Origin of the sequence: Massilia sp. (genome assembly GCF_032106685.1) — a bacterium.
Lineage (GTDB): Bacteria > Pseudomonadota > Gammaproteobacteria > Burkholderiales > Burkholderiaceae_D > Telluria.
Genome location: NZ_DAMCPG010000011.1, coordinates 17018 through 43621 on the forward strand (window position 1 = coordinate 17018; position 26604 = coordinate 43621).

The 26604-nt window shown below is 65.1% G+C and carries 22 protein-coding genes; 12 read left to right on the forward strand and 10 right to left on the reverse strand.

Annotated elements, in window-relative coordinates; translation table 11 throughout:
• Position 1: 1 nt before the first annotated feature.
• The 3 genes from RT688_RS08730 to RT688_RS08740 form a co-directional block, all read right to left on the reverse strand.
• Positions 2-1639 carry a TldD/PmbA family protein gene (locus RT688_RS08730; RefSeq protein ID WP_313704472.1) on the reverse strand — a complete coding sequence of 546 codons (1638 nt, stop codon included), beginning with the start codon at positions 1637-1639 and terminating at the stop codon, positions 2-4.
• 175 nt (positions 1640-1814) lie between these two features.
• Positions 1815-3149: a TldD/PmbA family protein gene (locus RT688_RS08735; RefSeq protein WP_313704474.1), complete on the reverse strand. Its 1335-nt coding sequence runs from the start codon at positions 3147-3149 to the stop codon at positions 1815-1817.
• A gap of 13 nt (positions 3150-3162) precedes the next feature.
• Complete coding sequence (locus RT688_RS08740) at positions 3163-4800, reverse strand: TldD/PmbA family protein (RefSeq protein WP_313704476.1); 1638 nt, start codon at positions 4798-4800, stop codon at positions 3163-3165.
• A 396-nt stretch (positions 4801-5196) separates the two neighbouring features.
• Here RT688_RS08740 and RT688_RS08745 point away from each other — a divergent pair, with 396 nt between their 5' ends.
• Positions 5197-5988, forward strand: coding sequence for a class I SAM-dependent methyltransferase (locus RT688_RS08745; protein WP_313704477.1), 792 nt, complete (start codon positions 5197-5199; stop codon positions 5986-5988).
• 260 nt (positions 5989-6248) lie between these two features.
• On the opposite strand, the gene RT688_RS08750 is transcribed toward RT688_RS08745, so the two are convergent.
• The 3 genes from RT688_RS08750 to RT688_RS08760 all read right to left on the reverse strand — a co-directional run bounded on the left by RT688_RS08750 (position 6249) and on the right by RT688_RS08760 (position 10533).
• Positions 6249-6800 (reverse strand): PEP-CTERM sorting domain-containing protein, encoded by a 552-nt coding sequence (locus RT688_RS08750; protein ID WP_313704479.1) that lies wholly within the window; start codon positions 6798-6800, stop codon positions 6249-6251.
• A 235-nt stretch (positions 6801-7035) separates the two neighbouring features.
• On the reverse strand, positions 7036-8655 hold the full coding sequence (locus RT688_RS08755) for a serine hydrolase (RefSeq protein WP_313704480.1): 1620 nt from the start codon (positions 8653-8655) through the stop codon (positions 7036-7038).
• Positions 8656-8676: 21 nt separating this feature from the next.
• Positions 8677-10533, reverse strand: coding sequence for a M1 family metallopeptidase (locus tag RT688_RS08760; protein WP_313704482.1), 1857 nt, complete (start codon positions 10531-10533; stop codon positions 8677-8679).
• A 249-nt stretch (positions 10534-10782) separates the two neighbouring features.
• Here RT688_RS08760 and RT688_RS08765 point away from each other — a divergent pair, with 249 nt between their 5' ends.
• The gene (locus tag RT688_RS08765; protein ID WP_313704483.1) at positions 10783-11358 is read left to right on the forward strand and encodes a TMEM165/GDT1 family protein; all 576 of its coding nucleotides are present in this window, start codon (positions 10783-10785) and stop codon (positions 11356-11358) included.
• A gap of 152 nt (positions 11359-11510) precedes the next feature.
• Here the strand turns inward: RT688_RS08765 and RT688_RS08770 are convergent, their stop codons facing one another.
• The gene (locus RT688_RS08770; protein WP_313704484.1) at positions 11511-12440 is read right to left on the reverse strand and encodes a PfkB family carbohydrate kinase; all 930 of its coding nucleotides are present in this window, start codon (positions 12438-12440) and stop codon (positions 11511-11513) included.
• Between the two features lie 21 nt (positions 12441-12461).
• Positions 12462-13076, reverse strand: a complete 615-nt coding sequence (locus RT688_RS08775) for a glutathione S-transferase N-terminal domain-containing protein (RefSeq protein WP_313704485.1) — start codon at positions 13074-13076, stop codon at positions 12462-12464.
• A gap of 145 nt (positions 13077-13221) precedes the next feature.
• On the opposite strand from RT688_RS08775, the gene purB reads away from it, so the two are divergent.
• Positions 13222-14601 (forward strand): adenylosuccinate lyase, encoded by a 1380-nt coding sequence (purB, locus tag RT688_RS08780; protein ID WP_313704486.1) that lies wholly within the window; start codon positions 13222-13224, stop codon positions 14599-14601.
• Positions 14602-14737: 136 nt separating this feature from the next.
• Here the strand turns inward: purB and RT688_RS08785 are convergent, their stop codons facing one another.
• Positions 14738-16696 (reverse strand): TonB-dependent receptor domain-containing protein, encoded by a 1959-nt coding sequence (locus RT688_RS08785; RefSeq protein ID WP_313704487.1) that lies wholly within the window; start codon positions 16694-16696, stop codon positions 14738-14740.
• Between the two features lie 201 nt (positions 16697-16897).
• Between RT688_RS08785 and RT688_RS08790 the strand changes: the two genes are divergently transcribed.
• From RT688_RS08790 to RT688_RS08800, 3 genes are all read left to right on the forward strand, one after another.
• Positions 16898-17434 (forward strand): cytochrome b, encoded by a 537-nt coding sequence (locus tag RT688_RS08790; protein ID WP_313704489.1) that lies wholly within the window; start codon positions 16898-16900, stop codon positions 17432-17434.
• 21 nt (positions 17435-17455) lie between these two features.
• Positions 17456-18007 carry a YceI family protein gene (locus tag RT688_RS08795; RefSeq protein ID WP_313704491.1) on the forward strand — a complete coding sequence of 184 codons (552 nt, stop codon included), beginning with the start codon at positions 17456-17458 and terminating at the stop codon, positions 18005-18007.
• Between the two features lie 65 nt (positions 18008-18072).
• A complete protein-coding gene (locus RT688_RS08800; protein WP_313704492.1) occupies positions 18073-18642 on the forward strand; it encodes a YceI family protein in 570 nt (189 codons plus the stop codon).
• Between the two features lie 197 nt (positions 18643-18839).
• On the opposite strand, the gene RT688_RS08805 is transcribed toward RT688_RS08800, so the two are convergent.
• Complete coding sequence (locus tag RT688_RS08805) at positions 18840-20336, reverse strand: hypothetical protein (RefSeq protein WP_313704493.1); 1497 nt, start codon at positions 20334-20336, stop codon at positions 18840-18842.
• Between the two features lie 294 nt (positions 20337-20630).
• Between RT688_RS08805 and RT688_RS08810 the strand changes: the two genes are divergently transcribed.
• The 6 genes from RT688_RS08810 to RT688_RS08835 all read left to right on the forward strand — a co-directional run bounded on the left by RT688_RS08810 (position 20631) and on the right by RT688_RS08835 (position 26581).
• Entirely contained in the window at positions 20631-20900 is a 270-nt protein-coding gene (locus RT688_RS08810) for a GlsB/YeaQ/YmgE family stress response membrane protein (protein WP_020656446.1), read from the forward strand.
• Positions 20901-20971: 71 nt separating this feature from the next.
• Complete coding sequence (gene cls / locus RT688_RS08815) at positions 20972-22249, forward strand: cardiolipin synthase (protein ID WP_313704494.1); 1278 nt, start codon at positions 20972-20974, stop codon at positions 22247-22249.
• 114 nt (positions 22250-22363) lie between these two features.
• A complete protein-coding gene (locus tag RT688_RS08820) occupies positions 22364-24523 on the forward strand; it encodes a S46 family peptidase (protein WP_313704495.1) in 2160 nt (719 codons plus the stop codon).
• A gap of 166 nt (positions 24524-24689) precedes the next feature.
• Entirely contained in the window at positions 24690-25163 is a 474-nt protein-coding gene (locus RT688_RS08825; protein WP_313704496.1) for a hypothetical protein, read from the forward strand.
• A 145-nt stretch (positions 25164-25308) separates the two neighbouring features.
• Positions 25309-25884: a transcriptional repressor gene (locus RT688_RS08830; protein ID WP_313704497.1), complete on the forward strand. Its 576-nt coding sequence runs from the start codon at positions 25309-25311 to the stop codon at positions 25882-25884.
• Positions 25871-26581, forward strand: a complete 711-nt coding sequence (locus tag RT688_RS08835) for a methyltransferase domain-containing protein (RefSeq protein WP_313704498.1) — start codon at positions 25871-25873, stop codon at positions 26579-26581. The genes RT688_RS08830 and RT688_RS08835 overlap by 14 nt, the downstream gene beginning before the upstream one ends.
• The last annotated feature ends 23 nt before the right edge of the window (positions 26582-26604 follow it).

Below are 26604 nucleotides of genomic sequence, written 5' to 3' on the forward strand. Positions count from 1 at the left end.
CTCAACCGATCTTGCGTGCGGTGTTGATGACATTGATGCCGTTGAAGCGCGTGGTGCTCGAGCCGTGCGAGACCGCGCTGACCTGGCTAGGCTGGCCCTTGCCGTCGAAGAAGGAGCCGCCCATGCGCCAGTCGCGCTCGTCGCAGATCGCGCTGCAGGCATTCCAGAATTCCTGGGTGTTCGACTGGTAGGCGACGTCTTCCAGGGGGCCCGTGATCTTGCCGTTCTTGATCTCGTAGAACAGCGTGCCGCCGAACTGGAAGTTGTAGCGCTGCTGGTCGATCGAGTAGGAGCCGCGGCCGATGATGTAGATGCCCTTCTTGACGTCGGCGACCATCTCGTCCGGCGTGAGCTTCGCCTTGCCGGCCGCCAGCGACACGTTCGGCATGCGCTGGAACTGCACGTTGCTCCAGGAGTCCGCATACGAGCAGCCGTGCGATTCCTTCTCGCCGATGATGTGGGCCTGGTCGCGGGTCGCTTGATAGTTCACCAGGATGCCGTCCTTGATGATGTCCCACTGCTTCGCGCGCACGCCTTCGTCGTCGTAGCCGATCAGGCCGAGCGAACCCGGCGTGGTGCGGTCGGCAACGAAGTTCACGCGCTCGGCGCCGAACTTGAATTTCTTCGTCTGCCACTTGTCGAGGGTGGCGAAGCTGGTGCCGGCGTAGTTCGCCTCGTAGCCGAGCACGCGGTCCAGTTCGGTCGGGTGGCCGACGGCTTCGTGGATGGTCAGGAACAGGTGTTCCGGCGCCAGCACCAAATCGTACTTGCCCGGCTCGACCGACTTCGCCGACAGCTTCTCGCGCGCCTGCTTGCCGGCCAGGCGCGCATCCTCGATCACGTCGTACGACTTGGTGTAGAGCGTGGTGACGCCGCCGGCGGCGCGCACCTTGTCCTGGGCGCGCACGTCGAAGTACTCGTAGCCCATGCTGACCGGCGCGCCCAGGCCGCCGCGCGAGCGGAACTTGCCGGTCGCCTTGTCGACCGCGGTGGCGGTGATCGGCGCCCACAGGCGGTGGATGTCCTGGTCGATGTAGGAGCCGTCGGTGGAGGCGAAATACTTCTGCTGGTTGATCTGGAAGAGGTTCGCGGTCATGAAGCTCGCGCCCGCGTCCAGGCCGGCCTTGTTGGCGGCGAGGAGCATGTCGGCCTTTTCCTTGACCGGCACCGCGCGCCAGTCCTTCTTGAACGGCGTGGCCCAGCTCACCTCGCCCACGCCTTTCACCGGCGCCAGTTGCACTGGTTCCGTCTGCAGCCGGGCGTTGGCCTTCGCGATCGCGACGGCCTGGCGCGCGGCGCCGGCGACGGCGTCCGGGCTCATGCTGTTGGTCGCGGCGAAGCCGTAGGCGCCGTTCGCGATGACGCGCACGCCCACGCCGGTCGACTCGGTATTCGTGATGTTCTCGACGTTCAGGTCGCGCGTCGTGATGAACTGGTTCAGGTAGCGGCCGATGCGCACGTCGCAGTAGGACGCGCCGGCCTGGGTCGCCGCGTTCAGGGCGGCGTCGGCCAGGGCTTTCTTGAAGCTGACCGCCATCGGGTTCAGCAGGTCTTCGGCCGCGATCGCGTTGCCGAACACCGGGACCAGCATGGCGCCCGCCGTGCCGGCGCCGATTTTTAAAAAGCTACGTCGTTCCATTGTGTCTCCGTTGGGCGGCAGGAATCACCGCGCCGTATATCTGTGACCCGTAGGGTGGACGGGTTCCCCGTCCACGCGTTCAACCAGTAGATACGGTGTCGAAAAAATGCATCGACGATGCAGCCGTCCGTTGAACGCGTGGACGGCGGAGCCGTCCACCCTACGGGTATCCTGCTTACACCGCGTCCGACAGGGACGTGAAGTTGAAGTCCCGCACCTTCATCGACGGGATCACCATCGGGTCTGGGCCCTCGTCGCCGCCGATCACCACCGGCTTGCCGATCTCCTCGATGTTGTTGAGCAGCGTGACCGGGCTTTCGTTGAAGCGGAAGTTCTTGATCGGATGCTTGATCTTGCCGTTCTCGATGTAGAAGGTGCCGTCGCGGGTCAGGCCGGTCAGCGCCACCGATTGCGGGTCGACCATGCGGATGTACCAGGTACGGGTGACCAGCACGCCCTTCTTGGTGTTCGCGATCAGCTCGGCCGTGGTTTTATCCGTGCCTGCCATGATGAAGTTGCCCGGGCTGCCGGTCGAGCGCGCGTTCTTCTGCTGGGCCCAGTAGCGCGAGTAATCCATCGCCGCCACGCGGCCGTCCTTGATCAGGGCGGTGCGTTCGCGCGCGCGCATGTCGTTGTCCCAGGGGAGCACCGGCACGTCCGGGTTCCACGGGTCGGTCCAGATGTTCACCTTCTCGTCGAACAGCTTGTCGCCCAGGCGGTTCTTGCCGCCGGCCTTGGACAGGAAGCTGCGGCCCTCATCGGCGCGGCGCGCATCGAAACCGTTGAACATGAAGGCCAGCAGGTCGCTGGTGGCGGCCGGTTCGAGCACCACGGTATAACGGCCCGGTTCCAGCGCTTTCGCATCGACCGAACGCAGCGCCTTCTCGATGGCGACGTCGGCCGCTTCGCGCGGGTCGAAGCGGGCCAGGTCGCGCGCCGAGCGCTTGACCCAGCCGGAGCCGCGGCCGTCCTCGGTGCGGATGGTGCAGGTGAAGTCGAGCGAGGTCAGGGCCTGGTGGCCGAACACACCGTTCGAATTGGCGATGGTCTCGAACGAGGTGGTGTCGAGCAGGAAGCCGGCGGCGACCAGGCCCTTCTTGCGGCAGGCCTCGATGCTGTAGGCGGCGGCCTGGGCGCGGATCTCGGGGTCGATGTCGGCGGTCTTCTGCACGAAGGTGTTCGAGGCCCGGAATTCGGCTTTCGAGACGGCCGGCATGAACTCCGGATTTTCCGGCGCCAGGCGCGCCAGCTCCTCGGCGCGGCGCACCACGCGCTCGAGCGACTTGTCGTCGAACTCGTTGATGCTGGCGGTGCCCTGGCGCTTGCCGAAGGCGACGCGCACGGTCAGGCTGGTGTCGTCGGTCAGGCCGGCGGTGGACACGGCGTTGCGGGCGAAGCGGATGTTACCGGCGCGCTTGCCGCCGATGCTGACGATGCACTCGTCGGCCTTCGAGAGCGACATCACGCGGTCGCAGATGCGTTTGGTTTGTTCCTGGGTCAAGATGGTCATGTCGTTCCCTGCCTTAGCCGATCTTGCGAGCGGTGTTGATCACGTTGATGCCGTTGAAGCGCGCGGTCGACGAACCGTGCGAGACGATGCTGATCTGCGGCGGCTGGCCCTTGCCGTCGAAGAAGGAACCGCCCATGCGCCAGTCGCGCTCGTCGCAGATGGCCGTGCAGGCGTTCCAGAATTCCTGGGTGTTGGCCTGGTAGGCGACGTCCTCGAGCATCTGGCCGATCTTGCCGTCCTTGATCTCGTAGAACAGCTGGCCGCCGAACTGGAAGTTGTAGCGCTGCTGGTCGATCGAGAACGAACCGTCGCCGACGATGTAGATGCCCTTCTTGATGTCCTTGACCATCTCGTCCGGGGTGAGCTTCTTCTTGCCGGCGGCGAGCGACACGTTCGGCATGCGCTGGAACTGCACGTTGCTCCAGGAGTCGGCATACGAGCAGCCGTGCGATTCCTTCTCGCCGATGATGTGGGCCTGGTCGCGCGTGGCCTGGTAGTTGACCAGGATGCCGTCCTTGACGATGTCCCACTGCTTGCACTTGACGCCTTCGTCGTCGTAGCCGACCGCGCCGAGCGAGCCCCGGGTGGTCTTGTCGGCGACGATGTTGACGATCGGCGAACCGTACTTGAAGTTCTTCGACTGCCACTTGTCGAGGGTGGCGAAGCTGGTGCCGGCGTAGTTCGCCTCGTAGCCGAGCACGCGGTCGAGTTCGGTCGGGTGGCCGACCGATTCGTGGATGGTGAGGAAGAGATGTTCGGGCGTGAGCATCAGGTCGTACTTGCCCGGGGCGACCGACTTGGCGGTCAGCTTCTTCTTCGCGTCGCGGCCGGCGGCGCGCGCGTCCTCGACGATGTCGTAGGAGTCCGTGTACAGGGTGGCGACGCCGCCCGCGGCCTTGACCTTGTGTTCCGGGCGGGCGTCCAGGTATTCGTAGCCCATGCCGACCGGCGCGCCGAGGCCGGCGCGCGAACGGAACTTGCCGGTCGCCTTGTCGACCGCGGTGGCGCTGAGCGGCGCCCACAGGCGGTGCAGGTCCTGGTCGATGTAGGAGCCGTCGGTCGAAGCGAAGTACTTCTGCTGGTTCACCTGGAACAGCATCGACTGCATGAAGTTGGCGCCGCCGTCCATGCCGGCCTTGTTGGCGGCGATCAGCAGGTCGGCCTTTTCCTTGATCGGCACGGTGCGCCAGTCCTTCTTGATCGGCGTGCTCCATGCCACCTCGCCGACGCCCTTCACTGGTGCAAGCTGCACCGGTTCGGACTGCAGCCTGGCGTTGGCCTTGGCGATCGCGACCGCCTGGCGCGCGGCGCCGGCGATGCCGTCCGGGGTCATGTCGGACGTGGCCGCGAAACCGTAGGCGCCGCCCGCGATCACGCGCACGCCGACGCCGGCCGACTCGGTGTTGACGACGTTCTCGACGTTCAGGTCGCGGGTGGTGACGAACTGGTTCAGGTAGCGGCCGATGCGCACGTCGCAGTAGGAAGCGCCGGCCTTGGTGGCGGCGTTCAGCGCGATGTCGGCGAGTGCCTTCTTGGCCGATGCGGCCATGGGATTGATCAGTTCCTCGGCCGCGATCGCGCGTCCGGCGATCGGGATGAGCATCGAGCCAAATGCGATGGTGCCGATGTTGAGAAAGGTACGACGTTCCATTGTGTCTCCTGAATTCAACCTGCTTCGGGGGCGGCGCGCACACGGGCAAGCCGCGTATGTATATGTAGAACTCGTGGCTGTCGTCGCGACAAGCGCGACGGCAAACTGCTAAACATTATCAGCAACTAAAGATTTTGGATAGGCAATCTTTGTACCAGCCGGGCCTATCTCGAAATGCCCGGTCCATGCGGACGTCCGTGCCGTGTCCGAGTGTCCGCTCGGACAGTAAGCGGACAGTACACACGTTCTATTCCGCGTATTGACATGGGCTTGGGGTACGCGCGCGGATTTGCTTGACTGGCAAGAGGGCTTGCCTGATCATCGGGCGCGACGGCGCGGCGCAGCCGGGTCCGCATTCATACGCAACGACACGCAACCACACGGAGACCTTGACCCATGAAACGACTGATCCTGGCCGCCCTGCTGGCCACCGGCATCGCCGGCGCCGCCCAGGCCGACGATGCGCTGAAAGCCGCCATCGCCGGCGAGCACCGCGCCGAAAGCAACCGCGCACGCGACGTCTACCGCCACCCCTACGAAACCCTGACCTTCTTCGGCATCAAGCCGACCATGACGGTGGTGGAACTGGTGCCGTCGGGCGGCTGGTACACCGAGATCCTCGCGCCCTACCTGCGCGAGAAGGGCAAGCTGATCGGCGCGGGCCAGGCGATCGCGCCGGGCAACCGTTACGGCGAAGCCTTCAAGAAGAAGCTCGACTCGAATCCGGCGCTGTACGACAAGGTCGTCACCAGCGTGTTCGAACCACCAAGCCGCTATGACATCGCCGCGCCGAACAGCGTCGACATGGTGCTCACCTTCCGCAACCTGCACAACTGGGTCGGCAACGGCGACGAGGCGGTGAAGACCACCTTCAAGGAAATCTACAAGGTCCTGAAACCGGGCGGCGTGCTGGGCGTGGTCGACCATCGCCTCCCAAGCTCGATGAAACAGGACGACAAGGCGTCGAGCGGCTACGTGCACGAAGCGTATGTGATCAGGATGGCCGAGAGCGCCGGCTTCAAGCTGGCCGGCAAGTCGGAAGCGAACGCCAACCCGAAGGACACGGCGAACCACGAGAAAGGCGTGTGGACCCTGCCGCCGGTGCTGGCGAACAAGGACAAGGACCGCGAGAAGTATGTGGCGATCGGCGAGAGCGACCGCATGACGCTGAAGTTCGTGAAGCAGTAAGGTCGTTCGCTGCTGGCCAAGAGGGAAACCGCCCCAAGTCGGCCGGCATCCTGCAGGGTGGGCACTGCGTGCCCACGCGGACGCTCGATGGTGGTGGCTTCGCTCTACGCCGGTAGTTTGCACGGAATGGGCAGCGCCCGAGGATTGCCGCTAAGGTGTGCACTACTGGAAGCGCTACGGCTGTGCCGTTTGCGCTTCCAGAACAAAGTTGTCGATGACACGGCATTACGCGTGGGCACGGCGTGCCCACGCTACAGGGCTCAGCCGCGGCGGCGTGCAGCCATGCCCAGCAGGCCCAGGCCCAGCAATGCAAGCGATGCCGGTTCCGGCACCTCGTTCTCCTGCTCCGGCACGTCGACCTGGGCACTCAGCAAGGCGTTCGCGAAGTGGAACTCGCCGCTGGTCGCGGAGATCGACACGTTCAGGATGCCGTCGGCTTTCAGGTCGGCCAGGGCCGCGACCAGGTTGATCTGCTCCAGCTTGGGCGTATTCCCGTTCGGTACCTGGTTGTTGCCGTTACCGGTCACGACCTGCAGGCCGTTGCCAACCGAGATCGAATAGCGCTCCTGGCCCACTCCGGGGTCGGTCAGGTAGATGTCGATATAGGCCGACAGGATGTCCGATGCCGAGGCGGAGTACGATGCCAGGATCGAGGTCAGGTCGAAAGTGAAGTTATAAGGCGTGCCGACAACGATGTGTTGGTCGGGGGTCGGATCGTGAGGCAGGGTGACAGGAGTGATGACGCCGGCATGGGCGGCACCGAAAGCGAGCGAACAGGCCAGCGCGGCGACAACTTGTTTAAACATTTTCATGACAGATCCCTGGTTTGGTTGGTGACGTATTTACTTTATGCAGCTTTCATGCCAGCAAAAAATTTCCTTTAAGGATCATGCACTTAGGAAAATTCCTATTCCTGTAGGAATATTCACTGTAAAAATTGTCGACAGGCCAACAATGATTCTTTCGTGAAACTTTGTTAAAAAGAAGCACACTCCTTGGCCAGGCGCCTACCTGTGTCATGAAAACGGGGCCGAGGCCCCGTTTGTCTTACTGCTTCGTCTTCGCCTTCACCGGCTTGAACAGCAGGTCGTGGAAGTCGTAGCTGAAGTCGGTCTCCTCGGACACCGCCTTCATCTTGACGTGGTCGATGCTGCCGTCGTGGTCGAGCGAGAAGGTGGCGTAGGCGTCGGCGTTGAAGTTGCGTTCCTTCCAGCGCACGATGAAGGTGTCGTGCTGGAAGTGTTCCATCTCGCCGATAAGGTCCGGCGTACGCGAGAACGACATGATCAGCTTGTTGCCGTTGCGCTTGACGTTCATGATGCCGTACCACGGGTCTTCGTACTCGCCTTCGTAGGCGGACAGCGCCAGCGAGGGCTTCGAGCCGGCAGCGCGGGTGCTCGACTCCGACTTCAGGCGCGCCAGCTCCTTCGCGTGCGCTTCCTCTTCGAGGTCGGCAACCAGCTTGATCCAGTCGGTCGGGGTTGATCCGGTCATGTACTGGTCGAGCAGGCGGTACTGCAGGGCACTGAGCGCCCCGCCGCTTTCGGCGTTGGTCAGGATGGCGATGCCCAGCTTTGATTCCGGCACCAGCAGCACGCGCGAATAGAAGCCCTGCAATGCGCCGCCGTGCATGGCGACCAGCTGGCCTTTATAGTCGCGCAGCTGGAAGCCCAGTCCGTAGGCGTAGAAGTTCGGTTTTGTTGCGGCCAGCGGCGGCTTCGGGGTATTGATCTTCATCGGCGTCTGCGCGGTCCACATCTCGCGCGCCTGCGCATCGGACCACAGGCGCAGCTCCTTGCCGTCCGCGCCCCTGGCGCCGGCCACGCGGCCGTTATCGAGCAGCACCTGCATCCATTTGGCGATGTCCTCGGCATTCGTGTTGATGCCCACCGCGCCGACCGCGTTCGCCACCGGCATCGACTTGACGGCCGTGATCTTGTCCTTGATCTTGCTGTGCGCGTTCGAGGCGTTCGGGTTGCCCTCGTTTTCAGCCAGGCTGGTGGTGGTCGTGTTCATGCCGATCGGCGCCAGGATGCGCTCGCGCACCGTGTCGCCCCAGGATTTGCCGGACTTTCGGGCGATGATCTTGCCGGCGACGATGTACAGCAGGTTGTCGTAGGCGTAGCTGTTGCGAAAACTCGTCGCCGGGCGGATGTAGCGCAGCTTCTCGATGATCTCGTCGGTGCTGAAGGTGGTGGTCGGCCACCACAGCAGGTCGCCGGCGCCCAGCCCCAGGCCGCTGCGGTGGGTCAGCAGGTCGCGCACCGTCATCTCGCGCGTGACGTAGGCGTCGTACATCTGGAAGTCCGGCAGGTGTTTCACGACCGGGTCGTCCCATTTCAGCTTGCCCTCGTCGACCAGCATCGCCAGCGCGGCGGCGGTGAAGGCCTTCGAGTTCGAGGCGATCTCGAACAGGGTCTTGCCGTCGACCTGCGCCGGCTCGCCGAGCTTGCGCACGCCGAAGCCGCGCGCGGCGACCACTTGCCCGTCCTTGACCACGGCGATCGCGATGCCCGGCACGTCGAAGGCCTTCATGGTGCGCTTGACGTCCTGCTCCAGGTCGTAGCTCGACGCGGCCGGGCGCGCGATCGGCGGCGCGACCGCCGTCTGTGCGGACGCGCCGACTGCCGAAAATGCGATCAGGATCGCGGCTGCAAGGTGTTTCATGTTCTGCACTCTGGTTTCCTTTTACTGTTTGGCCATCGTTTTATCGACGCTGCCCTGCGTTTCCGGGTGATAGCGCTCGCGGGCTGCCTTGTAGACGTTCTCGGCCCAGACACGGTCCTGCTCGTTCGCGCGCAGCGCCGCGTACAGCGGCACCACGAACTTCTGGCGGCCGACGCTCATCAGGAATTCCTGCATCTGCGGGCGAACGTCGCGGTAGCCGGCGTGCACGGCGGCGCGGTAGAAGCGGAAGGCCACTTCCTTGTTGCCGGTCTTCGCCAGGCCGAAGGCGGCGTCGAGTTCCTTCAGGCGCGCAGCGTCCGTCTTGTTGTCGATATCGTTCAGGAACTTCATCCACTCGGCCGCAGTCCAGCCTTTCGTGTCGAGCTTTGCCGTCGGCAGCTCGCCCTTGAGCCAGGCGGCGGTCGTCGCGTCGAGGGCGCTGAGGCGCTGCGACTTCGCATACTTGGCGCTGGCCGGGATGCCGGGGCCGTGCAGCCACTCGGCCAGTTCGGCCTCGCTCATCACCTGCGGGTGCTTGGCCAGCAGGTTGGTGCGCAGGTAGGCCACGAACTGGTCGGTGGTCACGCTCTGGAAGGCGTGGCCGTCGAACCAGCCGCGCAGGAAAGGATCGAAGACGGCGCGGCCGGCGCGCTCTTCGAGGGTGCGCAGGAACCAGGCGCCCTTCGGATAGGCCAGTCCCTCGTCGGTATAGGTGGCCGAGCCGTTGTCCGGGTCGCGCGTGAGCAGCGCCTGCTTCGCCTGCGGGATGTCCTTCAGCGACTCGATCGCCTCTTCCTGCTCGAGCTGCAGGTTCATCAGCGCGACCTCCTCGCCGTACAGGACTTCGAGGATGCGGGTGGTGACGTAGGTGGTGAAACCTTCGTTCAGCCACCAGTGCTTCCACGAGGCGTTGGTCACCAGGTTGCCCGACCAGCTGTGCGCCAGCTCGTGGGCGATCAGGTCGACCAGGCTGCGGTCGCCCGCGATCATGGTCGGGGTCAGGAAGGTCAGGCGCGGGTTCTCCATGCCGCCGATCGGGAACGAAGGCGGCAGCACCAGCATGTCGTAGCGTCCCCAGCGATACGGGCCGTAAAGCGATTCGGCGGCTTCGACCATCTTCTCGGTGTCGGCCAGTTCGTAGGCGGCGGCCTCGATGCGCTGCGGTTCGGCGTAGACGCCGGTGCGTCCGCCCAGGGTGCGCGCTTCCAGCTCGCCGATGCCGATCGCCAGCAGGTAGGACGGAATCGGCTGCGGCATGTTGAACTTCCAGCCGCCCTTGCCCGTCGCCTTCGGATCGTTATCCGCGCTCATGACCACGCGCAGGCCTTCGGGCGCCTCGATGCGCGCGGTATAGGTGAAGCGCACCGAGGGCGTGTCCTGCACCGGCACCCAGGAGCGCGCGTTGATCGACTGCGACTGGCTGAACATGAAGGGCCGCTTGCCGGACAGGGTCTGGGCCGGCGTCAGCCACTGCAGGGCGCTGGCGGTGGGCGCGGTGCGGTAGTGGATGCGCACCTTGGGCGCCTGGCTGGCCAGGTGCACGTGCAGGGCTTGCCCCTTCTCCTCGTCGAACTTGTCCAGCGTGTACTTCACCGGCGTCCAGTGGCCCTTGGCGTCCTGGGCCTCGATCTTCGCGATGCGCAGTTCGCGCGTGTCGAGGTCGAGCGTGCGCACCGCCTTGTCGAGCCAGTCGAGGGAGAGCTCGGCGTAGCCGGACAGGGTCTTCTTCGCGAAGTCGGCCTTCAGGTCCAGGTGCAGGGCGCGCGTGCGCACCTGGTCGTAGTTGGCGTAGCTTAAGGGGTCGAGCGCGAAGGCATGTGCGCTCCACGTGCCGAGGATGGCGCACGCGGTGGCGCGCAGCAGGGAACTGGTTTTCATGGTGTCTCGTCGATGGTGAAGCGGCCCGGCCTGGCGCCGGGGAGGACAGCTGAGCAGGATAGCACTTTCATTCCGGGGGTGAAAGCGCTGGTCCGGGCTGGTGGGTGTGTACGCGCCGTATCGGTGGGTTCGAGAACCCACCCTACAACAGCGCTGGAGTGGATGATCAAGCGATGCGGCGGTGGGTTCGAGAACCCACCCTACGCCGGGCCGACTCTGCTATGATCCGCGCTTTGCCCGCACCACCCTATGGATGCCTTCCTGGTCGCCACCGGCATCGTCGGTCTCGCTGAAATCGGCGACAAGACGCAACTCCTGGCCTTCCTCCTCGCCGCCCGCTTTCGCCGTCCGCTGCCCATTGTCGCCGGCATCTTCGTCGCCACCCTGCTGAACCACGCCTTCGCCGCCGCCGTCGGCGCGCTGGTGAGCGAGCTGCTCGGGCCGTCGGTGATGCGCTGGGTGCTCGGCCTTTCCTTCCTCGGCATGGCGGTGTGGACGATGATCCCCGACCAGGTCGACGAGACCGAAGCCTCGCTGGCGAAGTTCGGCGTGTTCGCCACCACCGTGCTCTCGTTCTTCATCGCCGAGATGGGCGACAAGACGCAGGTGGCCACCGTGGCGCTGGCGGCGCGCTACCAGGACATCGTGGCGGTCGTGGCCGGCACGACCTTCGGCATGATGCTGGCGAACGTGCCGGCGGTGTACTTCGGCGAACGCATCGCCAACAAGGTGCCGCTGACGCTGGTGCACGGGATCGCGGCGCTGATCTTTGCGGGCTTGGGCGTCGCGACGCTGTTGGGCGCAGGCGAAGGCTTCGGGTTCTGACGCGGCGCGTCTGGCATACACGTAGGGTGGACGGCTTCGCCGTCCACGCGTTCAACCAGCCTTGGCACGGCACACATTACGATTTTCAACGGTTCGTTGAACGCGTGGACGGGAAACCCGTCCACCCTACGATCCCCATTCATCTCTAACGCTCAACGCCAGCGCCCCATCCACTTGTCGTAGAAGCCCAGGTCGCGCGGTACGGCGCCGGGAATGGCGCAGATCGCGCCGGCGAATTCGTTGGCGCGTTTTAGCGTCAATTCGAGCGGCCAGCCGCGCATGCGCCCCAGCAGGAAGATCGCCGAGAAGGCGTCGCCCGCCCCCACGGTGTCGATGACGAAGGGCGGCGCCGGCGTGTCGCGGGTGTCGATGGCGCTGCCGTCGCGGCCGAAATAGACCGAACCGCGGTGCCCGAGGGTGACGATCAGCGCCTGCAGGCCGAACATCTGCACCAGGCCGGCGCAGGCCGAGCGGGTCTCGTCGGCGGCCATGGGCGGGTCGTCGGGCCCGAGCTGGTAGTACCAGCCGAACAGCGCCTGCAGTTCTTCCTCGTTGACCTTGGCGATGTCGGCCGCGTGCAGCGCGTGGAACACGGTGCGTTCGCCGACCTGGCCGTCGCGCAGGTTGAGGTCGAGGAAGCGCATGGCCTGCGGGCCCGTCGCCCCGAGCAGCGCCTGCAGCGTGCCGCGCGAACGCTCGTTGCGCTGGGCCAGGGTGCCGAAATAGAAGGCCGCCGGCGCCACGCCGGCCAGCGCCTTCAATGCCGCCTCGCGCTCGATGTAGTCGTAGGCCTGGTTCGGCACGATCACGAAACGGTGTCCCTTGGGCGTGCGCTCGACCAGCACGCGGCCGGTCTCCTCGATCGCGTCGCGCTGCAGGCCGGCCTGCGACATCGCGAAGCGCTCGAATTCGGCGCGCACGCTCTCGCCATTGCGATCCTCGCCGACGCGGGTGATCATCAGGCTGGGCGCCATGAAGGCGGCCAGGTGGCGCGCGACGTTGAAGGGCGCGCCACCGACCACCTGCCCGGTGGCGAAGTCGTCGACCAGCGCTTCGCCGAAGACGACCGTGGTGTCGGCCATATGAGCAGGCGCGGCCAAGGCTCAGCCTTCGAAGGGCACGGTGTCCTTGAAGGACGCGCGCTCGGCGAGCTTGTCGTGCAGGCGCGCCAGGTTCGGATGCGCGCCGCGCCAGTCGATGTCGGGGAAGCGGAACGTCAGCCAGCCGAGCGCGCAGCCGACGGCGACGTCGGCCAGGCTGTAATTCTTGCCCATGCAGAAGGCGTTCTCGCCGAGCTTGTCGGACATCACCTGCAGGCCGGCGCTTACCTTGCCGAGCTGGCGCGCCATCCACTGCTGGCTCTGCTGCTCCTGCGGGCGCAGCGTTTTTTCCAGGCGCACCAGCACGGCCGCATCGAGCACGCCGTCGGCCAGTGCTTCCCAGACCTTGACGTCGGCACGGTCGCGCCCGTTCGGCGGCAGCAGCTTGCAGACCGGAGTCAGGGTGTCGAGGTATTCGGCGATCACGCGCGAATCGTAGAGGGCGCTGCCGTCTTCCATCAGCAGGCAGGGCACCTTGCCCAGCGGATTGGACTGGTGGATCCGGGTGTCGGCGGACCAGACGTTCTCGAGCGCGAAGCTGTAGTCGAGCTTCTTTTCAGCCATGACGACGCGCACCTTGCGCACATACGGGCTGGTATTCGAACCGATGAGTTTCATAGATGCTCGGAAAGGAGAATTTAATAAGAGTATAACATTGGCCTTGTGCCAAAAAACCGCCGCGCCGGGCACGTTCGCTGCGCCCGCAACAAGGGGCCCTGGCCGCGCCAATGGTAAAATCCGCGTTTTTGCACGGACGCCCGCCATGACCGCTACCGCCCCACTTTCCTCCCTGTCGGCCCTGTCGCCGCTCGACGGCCGCTACGCCGCCAAGACCGACAAGCTGCGCCCGATCCTGTCCGAAGCCGGTTTCATGCACCATCGCGTGATGGTCGAGATCGCCTGGCTGCAGGCCCTGGCGCAGGCCGGCTTCGACGAGATCAAGCCCTTCTCGGCCGAAGCCAGCACCCACCTCGACGACCTGGCCGCCGGCTTCGGCGAAGAGGACGCCGCGCGTATCAAGGAGATCGAGGCGGTCACCAACCACGACGTCAAGGCGGTCGAGTACTGGCTCAAGGAGAAGGTGAAGGACGTGCCGGAGCTGGTCGCGGCCTCCGAATTCATCCACTTCGGCTGCACCTCGGAAGACATCAACAACACCAGCCACGGCATGATGCTCAAGACCGCGCGCGACACCGTGCTGCTGCCGTCCCTGCAGGCGATCATCGCCAAGCTGACCGAGATTGCCCACGTCAACGCCGAGCTGCCGATGCTCTCGCGCACCCACGGCCAGACCGCCAGCCCGACCACGCTGGGCAAGGAGTTCGCCAACGTGGTCGCGCGCCTGCAGCGCGCCGCCAAGCGCATCGCCGACGTCGAGATCCTCGGCAAGATGAACGGCGCGGTCGGCAACTACAACGCCCACCTGTCGGCCTACCCGGGCTTCGACTGGCCGGCGTTCTCGAAGGACGTGATCGAAAACCGCCTGGGCCTGACCTTCAATCCGTACACCATCCAGATCGAGCCGCACGACTACATGGCCGAGATGTTCGACGCCATCGCGCGCGCCAACACCATCCTGCTCGACCTGAACCGCGACATCTGGACCTACGTCTCGCTGGGCTACTTCAAGCAGAAGCTGAAGGCCGGCGAGATCGGCTCGTCGACCATGCCGCACAAGGTCAACCCGATCGACTTCGAGAACTCGGAAGGCAACCTGGGCCTGGCCAACGCCGTGCTGCGCCACATGGCCGAGAAGCTGCCGGTCTCGCGCATGCAGCGCGACCTCACCGATTCGACCGTGCTGCGCAACATCGGCGTCGGCTTTGGCTACGCCCTGCTGGCCTACGACAGCTGCCTGCGCGGCCTGAACAAGCTGGAAGTCAATGCCGCCCGCCTGGAAGCGGACCTGGACGCGAGCTGGGAAGTGCTGGCCGAGCCGGTGCAGACCGTGATGCGCCGCTACGGCATCGAGAACCCCTACGAGCAACTGAAGGAACTCACCCGCGGCAAGGGCATCACCCGCGAAGCGCTGCAGGAATTCATCGGCAAGCTGGCGGTGCCGCAGGAAGCGAAGGACCTGCTGCTGCAGATGACGCCGGCGAACTACACGGGCCTGGCGGCCCAGCTGGCCAAGGCGATCTGAGGATTGCCGATGCCGTAAAAAAGCCCGCGTCAGCGATGACGCGGGCTTTTTGTTTGTGGCTGTTGGCTCCTGCTTTTTTGTAGGGTGGACACAGGTGTCCACCCTGCGATTTTTAGATTTCCGCGGTGCGGCGCCATCAATTCGTCCATACCAGCTTGACCGCCACCGTGCGCGGGATCTCGGAGCGGGTCGCGATGCCGCCATATTCCGCATGATCGCCGTTCAGGTTCCTGCCCGCGACCGACAACTCCAGGTTCGGCCGCAACCGCCAGCCGAAGCGCGCATCGAGCGCGGTGTAGCCGGGCACGGCCGGGCTGTCGAGGTCGTCGACCTTGCGCAGCGCCACCTCGAACTCGCGCGCGGCGTCGATGCTGTAGTTCGAGCGCAGCTGCCAGACGTGCGACGGGTCGAGCCCGACGCGGTGCAGTCCGGCGTCGTCGTTGCTGCCCGCCTTGAGGTGCACCCGCTCGCGCAGCGCCGTCAGCCCGCCGGACAGGCGCCAGGCCGCGGTCGCCTGGAAGCTGCCCCACATCTCGACACCGAGCGCGTGCCCATCCATCAGGTTGGCGAAGCTCACCCTGGTCTGGCTCGGCGCCAGCTCCTGGGTGCGCAGGTGGTCGTAGTCGTTGTAGAACAGCGTCGCCGAATACGACAGGCGGGGCAGCGGCTGGCCGCGGTAGCCCAGCTCGAAGACCTTGGCCACTTCCGAGCGCACCTGGTCTGCGCCCGCGAGGACGTAAGGCGGCCGGCCGGGGATGTAGGTGTCGGCGTCGATGCGCGAGGGCGCCCGCACCGCGCGCGAGGCCGCGGCCCAGAACGCGTGGCCCGGCGCCGCGCTCCACGACAGGCGTGCGCTCGGCAGGAATTCGACGCCGGTGTAGGGATTGCGCTCGACGCGGGCGCCGACGGTGGCGCGCAGGGTCGGCGTGAACGCGATCTCGTCCTGGGCGAACAGGCTGAGCCAGGTCTGGCTGAGGCGCTCGGGCAGGAAGGCGACGTACCGGCTGCCTTCGGTCCGGTCCCAGCTGTAGCGGGCATTCGCGCCCCAGGCCAGGCTATGCGCGCCGATCGGGGCAAGCGTATGCTGCATCTGCAGGTCGAGGATGTCGAGCGACTGCATGAAGGTCGGCGGCACCACGCGCCGCGTGTAGTCGTAGTAGAGCTGCACGTTGATGTTGCCGCCGCTGTCCAGCGTGCGCACCCAGTCGCCGGTCAGGTTCACACCGCGGGTGTCGACCGTGTCCAGGCCGGGGTTCTCCCCCGAGACGGCGATCGATCCGGGTGCGGGCTGCTCGAAGGCGCCGCGGTTGGCGTTGCCGATGAAGCTGAAGCGGTCGGCGCCGCGTTCCCAATCGGCGCGCACACCGACCTGGGCGGCATGCCAGCCGTCGTCGACCGGGGCGCCGCTGGCCAGTTCCGTATGTCCGCGTCCCCGGGCCTTGCCGTACACGCGCCAGCTGCCCTCGCCGCTACGGCCGCCCTGGCGGAAGGCGAGGTCGGCGCCGTTGCTGGCGCCGCGCAGCGCGACCAGGCTGCCCTGGGTGTCGCGCGCCGGGCGCGTGGTGATGTTGATGACGCCGTTGACCGCGTTCACGCCCCACAGGGTGCCGCCCGGCCCGCTGATCACTTCGATGCGGTCGATGTCCTCGAGCATGACGTCCTGCACGTCCCAGAACACGCCGGAAAACAGCGGCGTATACACCGAACGGCCGTCGATCAGCACCAGCAGCTTGTTCGGCGCGCTGTTGCCGCCGCCGTTCAGGCCGCGCGCCGTGATGGCGTAGCTGGCGCCGTTGACTTGCGCCACCTGCAGGTTGGGCGCGAGGCGCAGCGCCTCGGGCAGGCTGGCGGCGCCAGCGCGGCGGATGTCGTCGGCGGTGATCACGAACACCGAGGCCGGCGCGTCGAGCAGGCGCTCGGGCTTCTTCGACACCGAGGTGATCTGGATGTTGGCCAGCTCTTCGATCGACAGGTCGGCGAAATCGGCCTGGGGCTGGCCGCGGTCGGAAGCGGCGGCCGATGCGGCGGCGCCCAGCGCTGCCGCGGTCAAGACAGCCAGCGCGCGCAGACGCACGGGGGGCAATGGTGCTTGCATAGCTTCCTTTAACACGATGCGACTGGGCCGCGCTTTTAATCATGACTTGACGCCTGGCTGGATTTTACATTCCGGCGCTTTGCGGCTGTGCACGTTTAACAATCCATGATAGTGTACAGAAAGAAATACTCGCCTTTCCAGCACCTGCAAGGCTTTTTTGTTATAGTTTTCGCCCAATAAGTACTAATCCAAACTATCACCATGCAGCGTTACTCTTCCGTCGCCATTGCCCTGCACTGGCTGATCGCCGTGCTGATCGTCGGCACGTTCACGCTCGGCCTGGTGATGACCGACATTCCCGGCCTGACACCGACCAAGTTGCGCTACTTTTCCTGGCATAAATGGGCGGGCGTGACGGTGCTGGCCCTGGCCGCGCTGCGCCTGCTGTGGCGCCTGCGTTCGCGCCCGCCGGCCTACCCGGACACGATGCCGGCCTGGCAGCGCAGCGCCGCGCACGCGTTGCACGGCCTGCTCTACGTGCTGATGTTCGGCGTGCCCCTGTCCGGCTATTTCTACAGCCTGGCGGCCGGGGTGCCGGTGGTCTGGTTCGGCGTGCTCCCGCTGCCGGTGCTGATCGAGGCCGACCAGGCCCTGAAACCCGTGCTCGGCGCCCTGCACTACTGGCTCAACATGCTGCTCGCGGCCCTGGTCGCCTTCCACGTGCTGGCCGCATTCAAGCACCTGCTGCTCGACCGCGACGGCGTGATGCAGCGTATGCTGCCTTTCTCTTCAAAATGAGTTCCGAATAAGGAGTATCCGATGAAACCCATCCGCGCCCTGCTGGCCGCCGCCCTGCTCGCCGCCACCGCCGCCCACGCCGCCCCGCTGAAGACCGACGCGGCGCACAGCAGCGTCTCGGCCGTGTTCAAGCAGATGAACGTGCCGGTCGAAGCGAAGTTCAAGACCTTCACCGCCCAGATCGACTACGACGCGGCGAAGCCGGAAGCGTCGAAAGCGACGGTCGACATCGCCACCGCCAGCATGGACCTGGGCGACGCCGAGTACAACCGCGAGGTCGCCAAGAAGGAGTGGTTCAATACGGCGCAATTCCCGAAAGCGAGCTTCGTTTCCACGTCGATCAAGCCGGCCGGCGCCGGCAAGCTGAACGTCGCCGGCAAGCTGACCATCAAGGGCAAGACCGCCGACGTCGCCTTCCCGCTCACGGTCAAGGCGCAAGGCAAGCAACAGGTGTTCGAGGGTCAGTTGCCGATCAAGCGGCTGGCCTTCAACATCGGCGAAGGCGAGTGGAAAGACACGAGCATGGTCGCCGATGAAGTTGTCATCAAGTTCCGCGTCACCGCGGGCCAGTAAGCTGAACCACCAAGTTGAATCGCCAAACCGAACAAGCAAGTCAACCAACCAGGGAACGCAAACCAATGAAACTCAAGAGCCTGATCGCTGCCACGCTGGCCACCAGCGCCAGCTTCGCCTTCGCCGCCGCCGATACCTACCAGATCGAGCCGAACCACACCTACCCGAGCTTCGAAGCCGATCACATGGGCATCTCGGTCTGGCGCGGCAAGTTCACCAAGACCTCGGGCACCGTCGTGCTCGACCGCGCGGCGAAGACCGGCAGCGTCGACATCACGGTCGACATGAACAGCGTCGACTTCGGCCACGAGAAGATGAACGAGCATGCGCGCAAGCCTGACATCTTCGACGTTGCCCAGTTCCCGACCGCGACCTTCAAGGGCAACAAGATCCGCTTCGAGGGCGACACCCCGGTGGCTGTCGAGGGCCAGTTCACCCTGCACGGCGTGACCAAGCCGCTGACCCTGACGATCAACAAGTTCAAGTGCATCGACCACCCGATGCTCAAGCGCGAAGTCTGCGGCGCCGACGCCTCGGCGACCTTCCAGCGCAGCGACTACGGCATCAATTTCGGCCTGCCGCGCTTCTCGCCGGAAGTGAAGCTGGCGATCCAGGTCGAGGCAGTCAAGCAATAATTCGTAGGGTGGGCGGGTTCCCCGCCCACGCGGTGATCGTTATCGGCGCCGATATCGTGCACAGCGATCTTGCCGCCAACGATCACCGCGTGGGCACAAGTGCCCAGCCTACGCCTATCGGAAGCATCCCCGTCCGATCGGCAAAGAAAAAGCCCCGCTACCGTCAGGCAGCGGGGCTTTTCTACATCGCGAACCGATTACTTGCCGTCGCGGTCCGAATCACCCGGAATCGCGCGCTCGACCTTGTCCCAGGCCGCGCGGCTGGCGACCTTGGCCTGGTCCCACGACAGGCGCGAACGGCCTTTCGTGGTTTCCCACTCGTCCGACAGGTAGCGCTCGTTCGCATCGTAGCTGCCCGGATAGCGGCTCTTGGCGTTGTAGCCCAGCGCGTAGGCCGGCTGGTAGTCGTCGTAGGTGTAGCCCGGGGTGTAGTGCGACTGGGTCTGGTAGTTGTCGCGCCAGTAGGCATCTTCGTGCGCCGGGTTGACCATGCCGCCGACGCCCTTGCCGGCCATGCCGCCGATCGCGGCGCCCACGCCCGCACCCACGACCGCGCCGATCGGGCCGCCGACGGCGCCGATCGAGGCGCCCGCCGCCGCACCGCCGCCGGCGCCCACGCCCTTGGCCAGGTTATGGTCGTGCAGCTCGTCGCCCGGCTTCGAGTTGACGACTTCGCCAGCGCCCTTGCCGGCCGCGCCGCCCGCCAGGCCGCCGATCACGGCGCCGGCGGCCATGCCGACCGGACCGCCGACCGCGCCGACCGCAGCGCCGGTTGCCGCGCCGCCCATGCCGCCGACGCCTTGCGCCAGGTTATGGTCGTGCAGTTCGTCGCCCGCTTTCGGGTTCACCACTTCGCCGGCGCCCTTGCCGGCCGCGCCGCCGGCCAGGCCGCCGACCACGGCGCCTGCCGCCATGCCGATCGGGCCGGCAACGGTGCCTGCTGCCGCGCCCAGGGCGGCGCCGGTGCCGGCGCCCACGCCCTTGGCCAGGTGGTGTTCGGGCAGGTCGTCACCCGCTTTCGGGTTCACCACTTCGCCCACGCCCTTGCCGGCCATGCCGCCGGTGACGGCGCCGATCGCGGCGCCCGCCGCCATGCCGACCGGACCGGCAGCCGCGCCGATACCGGCGCCGGCCAGCGCGCCGCCGACGGCGCCGACACCGGTGCCGATCACGTGCGAGCCGCCGCTTTCGGTCCACGAGCGGTGGATGTGTGCCGCGTCTTCGTCCGAACGAGCGTTCACGCCCATCAGGATGCCGCCGTTCTTGATGCCTTCCTCATAATGCTTGGCGCGCTCTTCCGGGATGCCGGCGCCGATCAGTGCACCGATCAGGCCGCCGGTGATGCCGCCCGCGCCGGCGCCGGCCAGGGCCGCTGCCAGGGGACCGGCGACCACCAGGCCGACGCCCGGCAGGACCAGCGTGGTGCCGACCGCGGCGATACCAGCCAGCACGGCGCCGATGGTGCCGCCGATGCCCGCGCCGATGCCGGCGCCTTCGGCCGCTTTGCTGCCCAGTTCGGTATCGGTGTCGCCGAAGTGGGTCTTGCGGGTCGAATCCGACATCATCAGGTTGACGTCGTCGCGGCCATAACCGCGATCGGAAATCGAGCCATAGGCGCGCTCGGCGCTGGCGCGATCGGGGAACAGGCCGGTGACCATGCGCGACTGCTGGTTGTTCGTCGTGTCGTAGCTCATGATGGATCCTTTCAAGGTTCGTAGTGCAGTGGGCTCTGCAACGTATCGTTGCCAGTTCACGAACAATATGCCTGCCCAGCCATATGCTTCTGTTCGCTGACGCACTCACTTCGAGACATTCCAAAAGGAAAGAAAAACCCCGCAAAAACAAGGTGTTGGAACACGGCGGCGTAATTCGTCGTCTAACGTTACTTGCCGCACCGACCCGCTATGGCTGGCCTACGTAGACTTTTTCACATGGCCACGGCAATCAATTGGCCTGGGGTAGTTTTTTCACTATGAGGAGGAATCAAAATGCTATTCATCATTTGGATCGTTGTCGGTGGTATCCTGGGTTGGCTCGCCAGCATGGTCATGAAAACCGATGCTGAGCAAGGCATGATCCTGAACGTCGTGGTTGGTATCGTGGGCGCCTTCCTGGGCGGCTGGCTGCTGTCCCCGCTGTTCGGTTCGGGCACCATCAATTCGGATGACTTCAGTGTCTCGTCGCTGCTGGTTTCCTTCCTGGGCGCCGTCATCCTGCTGGCCATCGTGAACCTGCTGCGTCGCGGCCGCGTTCGTTAATAAGAAGTTTGGAAAGCCCCTGATAAAACCAACGCTCTCATGCGTTGGTTTTTTTTCGTTTGGAATATCGCATGCGCGCCAGAACCCTCGTCATCGTCTTCATCACCAGCATCCTCACCTTGCTGGCCGGCTTTCTCGCCCTCAATTTCATGCCGAGCGAGAAACAGATCGAGACCCAGCTGACGCGCCAGTACGACATCCACGACGCCCAGTTCCGGCGCTCGATGGGCGTGCTGCTCGGCCCGCCCATCATCGAGGGCAACAAGGTCGAGGTGCTGCTCAATGGCGACCAGATCTTTCCGGCCATGCTGGACGCGATCCGCGCCGCGAAGACCAGCATCACCTTCGAAACCTATATCTACTGGTCGGGGTCAATCGGCCACGAATTTTCCCAGGCGCTGGCCGAGCGCGCGCGCGCCGGCGTCAAGGTCCACCTGATGCTCGACTTCATCGGCAGCATCAAGATGGACGACGAATCGATGCAGGCGATGCGCGACGCCGGCGTGCAATTGCAGCGCTATCACAAGCCGGCCTGGTGGAAGCTGGCGCGCCTGAACAACCGCACCCACCGCAAGCTGCTGATCGTCGACGGCCAGGTCGGCTTCACGGGCGGCGTCGGCATCGCCGACCAGTGGCGCGGCAACGCCCAGGACGAGGAGCACTGGCGCGACACCCATTTCCGCGTCGAGGGCCCGGTGGTCGGGCAGATGCAGGCCGTATTCACCGACAACTGGACAAAAGCAACCGGCACCGTCCTCGACGGCCCCGAATACTTCCCGCCGTTGCAGGCGCGCGGCGACATTCCGGCCCAGATGTTTTCGAGCTCGCCCACCGGCGGCAGCGCCAGCATGCACCTGATGTACCTGATGGCGATCACGGCCGCGCGCCAGTCGATCCTGCTCTCGGCCTCGTATTTCGTGCCGGACGAGCTGGCGATGCGCGCCCTGGTCGCGGCCGCGAAACGCGGCGTCGACGTCCGCATCATTACGCCCGGCAAGGAAATCGATTCCGACGTGGTGCGCATCGCCTCGCGCGAGCGCTGGGGCCCGCTGCTGGAAGCCGGCATCCGAATCGCCGAATACCAGCCGACCATGTACCACGTGAAGGCGCTGATCGTCGACGACATGATGGTCTCGGTCGGCTCGACCAATTTCGACAACCGCTCGTTCAGCATCAACGACGAGGCCAACCTGAACCTGCTCGACCCGGCCTTTGCACGCGCCCAGCGCGAGATCTTCGAGGACGACTGGAAACGCGCCCGCCCGATCACCCTGCAGGCCTGGCAGAACCGTCCATGGACCGAGAAGCTGGCCGGCGAGGCGGCTTCGCTGCTGGGAGCGCAGCTGTAATTACCGTTCGGCACGTCAGGGAAATAATGGTTGACGACCAGACTGTGCAATCTACATACTGTTGGGTGCTCCGCGGAGCCCGACGCATCCGACAACCATCCCTGACACACGCGAATGAAAAAGACCCTTCTCTCGCTCGCCATCCTGACCAGCTTCGCCGCACAAGCGGACGAAGGCATGTGGATGCCGCAGCAGCTGCCACAAGTAGCCCAGCAACTGAAAGCCGCCGGCCTGGAGCTGGACCCGAACACCCTGACCCAGCTGACCGAATTCCCGATGGGCGCCGTCGTGAGCCTGGGCGGCTGCTCGGCCTCCTTCGTTTCGCCGCAGGGCCTGGTCATCACCAACCACCACTGCGTCTACAACAGCGTCGCCGTCAACTCGACGCCCGAGCGCGACCTGCTGGCCAACGGTTTCCTGGCTAAAACGTTCGCCGAGGAAGTGCCGGCCGCCCCGGGCAGCCGCGTCTTCGTGACCGAGGAAGTGACCAACGTCACCGACCAGATCATCGACAAGAAAGTCGCCAAGCTGACCGGCAAGGCCCGCATCGACGCGATCGAAAAGAACCAGAAGGAAATGGTCGCCGCCTGCGAGAAGACCCCGGGCTACCGCTGCACCGTGCCGAGCTACTACGGCGGCCTCGAGTTCTACCGCCTGAAGCAACTGGAAATCCGCGACGTGCGCCTGGTGCATGCGCCGCCGGCCGGCGTCGGCAAGTTCGGTGGCGACACCGACAACTGGATGTGGCCGCGCCACACCGGCGACTACGGCTTCTACCGCGCCTACGTGAGCAAGGACGGCAAGGCCGCCGACTACGCCGCCGACAACGTGCCCTACGTGCCGAAGCACTTCCTGAAGGTCGCCACCGAAGGCTCGAAGGAAGGCGATTTCATCATGGTCGCCGGCTACCCGGGCCGCACCAACCGCCACCGCCTGCCGTCGGAAGTGCAGTACACCTTCGACTGGAACTACCCGGCCTTCGTCCAGGCCTCGGGTGAAGTGCTGGCCATCATCGAGCGCGAGACCAAGAACGACCCGGCCGCCAAGCTGAAGTACGCCGGCCAGATCGCGGGCGTCAACAACTACTACAAGAACCGCAAGGGCATGCTGACCTCGTACGAGAACAGCGACTTCCTGGCACGCAAGACCGCCGAGCACGCCGCAATGAAGGCCTGGGTCAACGCCGACGCCGACCGCAAGAAGCAGTTCGGCGCCGACATCGAGGCCGCCGAGAAGCTGATCGCCGAGCGCGACGCCCACACCAAACAGGGCTTCTACCTGGGCTACGCCCAGCCGCGTTTCCTGAGCTCGGCACGCAGCCTGTACCGCCTGGCCAATGAGCGCACCAAGCCGGACGCCCAGCGCAAGTCGGGCTACCAGGAACGCGACATGGCGCGCCTGACCTCGGTCATCACCGGCCAGGACCGCACCTACGACGAAAAAGTCGACAAGGCCCTGGTCATGAACTTCCTGGCGAAATACCTGGCCCAGCCGGTCGCCGAGCAGGACAAGGCCTTCAACGACGCCCTGGGCATCCGCGCGGGCATGAGCCAGGACGAGCTGAAGGCCGCCCTGGACAAGGCCTACGCCGGTTCGAAACTGGCCAACAAGGAAGAGCGCACCGCCTGGCTGAAGAAGGCACCTAGCGAATTCAAGGCCAGCAACGACAGCTTCATCAAGGCAGCGGTCGCCATGTACGACGCCGACATGAAGGACGAAGCCAAAGAGGAAGAGCTCGCCGGTAAGATCCAGAAAGCCTACTCGGGCTACATGAAGGCCAAGATCGCCTACATGAACAGCAAGGGCCAGGCCGTCTATCCGGACGCCAACAGCACCCTGCGCGTGACTTTCGGCAAGATCATGGGCCGCGACCATGGCGCCGACGGCACCGGCTCCTGGACCGCGTTCACCACCGTCAAGGGCGTGGTCGCGAAGCACACCGGCGAAGGCGAATTCAACGCCCCGGCCGCCCAGCTGGCAGCGATCAAGGCCAAGGACTTCGGCAAGTACGTCGATCCGGTCCTGAAGACCGTCCCGGTCAACTACCTGGCGACGCTGGACATCACCGGCGGCAACTCGGGTTCGGCAGCGCTGAACAAGCGCGGCGAGCTGATCGGCCTGGCCTTCGACGGCACCCTGGATTCGATCATCTCGGACTGGGACTTCAATGCCGCCAACACCCGCGACATCCAGGTCGACGTCCGCTACATCCTGTGGAACATGAAGCACGTCGACAAGGCCGACAACCTGCTGAAGGAAATGAACGTGCTGTAATTCTGGCCGCTCCTTGAAGCAAAGCCACGCTGCCGCAAGGCGCGTGGCTTTTTTCATTTCTGCAAGCGCACTCAGCCATGGTGGCGACACGATCTGCGGCGCTGCCTTAGATTTGAACCACTGCCGAAAGGATTTAAAACCACCTCATTGCATAGGAAAAACGACGATGAACTTGCGCGACCTGCTTCCCTCCATCCTGATTGGCGCCGTCGCCAGCGCCCGCTCGATGACCCCGATGGCCACCATCGCCACCGCCCGCCTGGCCGACCGCAAGACGCCCGGCGAACTGTTCCTGCTCGACCGCCCGCTGTTCAAGTACGGCGCGCTGGCCATGGGCGCCGGAGAACTGGTGGGCGACAAGATGAAGACCGCGCCCGACCGCACGGTCTTCCTCGGCCTGCTGGCGCGCGTAATGAGCGCCGGGATCGCGGGCGCCGCCCTGGCGCCGCGTGGCCGCGAGCGCGAGGGGGCGGTGGCCGCAGTCGCCACCGCCGTGCCGCTCGCCTACCTGACGCTGGCCGGCCGCAAGCGCGCCATGGCCGCCATCGGCCAGACCCCGAGCGGGCTGATCGAAGACGCGCTGATCGTCGCCGCGGGCACCGCGGTCGTGGCGCTGTCGACGCGGCAACAACGCGACTGAGCCGCAGCCGCCGCCTCTTCTCCGATAGCACAAAACCCCGCACGAAGCCACGCTGCCGCAAGGCGCGTGGCTTTTTTACAGCCAAGTTGTCGTAGCGCCTACCGGCATTCGCTCGAACGCAGGGAAATTTGCGTGCACCTTCCCCATGTCGGCCGCACAGCCCGATACTGAGCGTGGCAGGCCCTATTCGTCACGTCGAACAAACTTCCTGGCTCAACCGACCATGTGCAGGCAGATAAAAACGGAGTCCGACGCACATGCGCTTCCCGCACATCGCGGCCTGCGGCCGACCTTCGTCGCCATCATCGACGCATTGCGCAATTTGCCGGCGCGTTACACAACAGCAAGACGCCTGCATGTCGAGCTGGTACGCCAGCACCGGCCCATGCCGATGCAGGCGATCTACCGCTGCCTTCATTCGATGGAGCGCAAGGGCATGGTCATTCGCGAGCGGCCGGCGACGGGGCTGGCGTCCCGGACGCGCTACGCACTGGTTGCGCAGCACGGCGTTCCCGGCGCCTGCCAATTCTATTGCCGTTGCTGCGGCCGGTCGGTGGACGTGGCGGACAGCGCCCTGGCCGGCGTCCTGCAGGCGCATGCGCGCCTGTTCGACTTCCTGCCTTTTACCGAAGCATTGCGGATCGATGCCTTATGTATCCAGTGTTCGCATTTCTCCGAGACCGCATCATTACCGTGGAGGCAGGCACATGGCCCAGGTTGACAAGAACATGCATCAGCATGACGCTGGCTGGTCCTTCGACAATATCAGCGGCGAGTTCGACGACCACATCCAGAAATCGATACCGCTGTATCGACAGGGACACGAGCTGGTCTGCCACTACAGCGATTTCTTCCTCAAGCCCGACAGTATCGTTTACGACATCGGCTGTTCCACCGGCCAGTTCCTGGCGAAGCTGGCGCGGCGCCACGCCCAGAAGGCCGAACTTCGCCTGATCGGTATCGACACGGTCGCAGACATGATCGGCTACGCCGGCCATCTATCGGCGCAGGACCCGCGGCTGTCATTTGTGCTGGGCAACGCACTGGACATGCAGTTCGACCACGCCGACATGATCGTCGCCAACTACACCATCCAGTTCCTGCCGCCCCGCGTCAGGCAGACACTCATCGACACGCTCTACACGTCCCTGAATTGGGGCGGGGCGTTCTTCATGTTCGAGAAAGTGCGTGCGCCGGACAGCCGCTTCCAGGACTACGCGAACCAGATCTATATCGAGTTCAAGCTCGACAACGGCTTCAGCGAAGCGGAAATCATCAACAAGGCAAGAAGCATCAAAGGCGTCATGGAACCCTTTTCCAGCCAGGGAAACATCGACATGCTGAGGCGAGCCGGCTTCACGGACATCGTCACGATCCAGAAATACGTCTGCTTCGAAGGCTTCCTGGCAATCAAATAGCCGCGCTTTTCCACACCACCGGG

Excerpts from the sequence above, each read along its gene's own strand:
- RT688_RS08830 (WP_313704497.1), top strand. The coding sequence starts at position 25,309 with ATGTCGGCCGCACAGCCCGATACTGAGCGTGGCAGGCCCTATTCGTCA.
- RT688_RS08785 (WP_313704487.1), bottom strand. The coding sequence starts at position 16,696 with ATGCAAGCACCATTGCCCCCCGTGCGTCTGCGCGCGCTGGCTGTCTTG.
- RT688_RS08730 (WP_313704472.1), bottom strand. The coding sequence starts at position 1,639 with ATGGAACGACGTAGCTTTTTAAAAATCGGCGCCGGCACGGCGGGCGCC.
- cls (WP_313704494.1), top strand. The coding sequence starts at position 20,972 with ATGCGCGCCAGAACCCTCGTCATCGTCTTCATCACCAGCATCCTCACC.
- RT688_RS08810 (WP_020656446.1), top strand. The coding sequence starts at position 20,631 with ATGCTATTCATCATTTGGATCGTTGTCGGTGGTATCCTGGGTTGGCTC.
- RT688_RS08790 (WP_313704489.1), top strand. The coding sequence starts at position 16,898 with ATGCAGCGTTACTCTTCCGTCGCCATTGCCCTGCACTGGCTGATCGCC.
- RT688_RS08765 (WP_313704483.1), top strand. The coding sequence starts at position 10,783 with ATGGATGCCTTCCTGGTCGCCACCGGCATCGTCGGTCTCGCTGAAATC.
- RT688_RS08735 (WP_313704474.1), bottom strand. The coding sequence starts at position 3,149 with ATGACCATCTTGACCCAGGAACAAACCAAACGCATCTGCGACCGCGTG.
- RT688_RS08825 (WP_313704496.1), top strand. The coding sequence starts at position 24,690 with ATGAACTTGCGCGACCTGCTTCCCTCCATCCTGATTGGCGCCGTCGCC.
- RT688_RS08770 (WP_313704484.1), bottom strand. The coding sequence starts at position 12,440 with ATGGCCGACACCACGGTCGTCTTCGGCGAAGCGCTGGTCGACGACTTC.
- RT688_RS08755 (WP_313704480.1), bottom strand. The coding sequence starts at position 8,655 with ATGAAACACCTTGCAGCCGCGATCCTGATCGCATTTTCGGCAGTCGGC.
- RT688_RS08745 (WP_313704477.1), top strand. The coding sequence starts at position 5,197 with ATGAAACGACTGATCCTGGCCGCCCTGCTGGCCACCGGCATCGCCGGC.
- RT688_RS08740 (WP_313704476.1), bottom strand. The coding sequence starts at position 4,800 with ATGGAACGTCGTACCTTTCTCAACATCGGCACCATCGCATTTGGCTCG.
- RT688_RS08835 (WP_313704498.1), top strand. The coding sequence starts at position 25,871 with ATGGCCCAGGTTGACAAGAACATGCATCAGCATGACGCTGGCTGGTCC.
- RT688_RS08750 (WP_313704479.1), bottom strand. The coding sequence starts at position 6,800 with ATGAAAATGTTTAAACAAGTTGTCGCCGCGCTGGCCTGTTCGCTCGCT.
- RT688_RS08775 (WP_313704485.1), bottom strand. The coding sequence starts at position 13,076 with ATGAAACTCATCGGTTCGAATACCAGCCCGTATGTGCGCAAGGTGCGC.
- RT688_RS08800 (WP_313704492.1), top strand. The coding sequence starts at position 18,073 with ATGAAACTCAAGAGCCTGATCGCTGCCACGCTGGCCACCAGCGCCAGC.
- purB (WP_313704486.1), top strand. The coding sequence starts at position 13,222 with ATGACCGCTACCGCCCCACTTTCCTCCCTGTCGGCCCTGTCGCCGCTC.
- RT688_RS08760 (WP_313704482.1), bottom strand. The coding sequence starts at position 10,533 with ATGAAAACCAGTTCCCTGCTGCGCGCCACCGCGTGCGCCATCCTCGGC.
- RT688_RS08820 (WP_313704495.1), top strand. The coding sequence starts at position 22,364 with ATGAAAAAGACCCTTCTCTCGCTCGCCATCCTGACCAGCTTCGCCGCA.
- RT688_RS08795 (WP_313704491.1), top strand. The coding sequence starts at position 17,456 with ATGAAACCCATCCGCGCCCTGCTGGCCGCCGCCCTGCTCGCCGCCACC.
- RT688_RS08805 (WP_313704493.1), bottom strand. The coding sequence starts at position 20,336 with ATGAGCTACGACACGACGAACAACCAGCAGTCGCGCATGGTCACCGGC.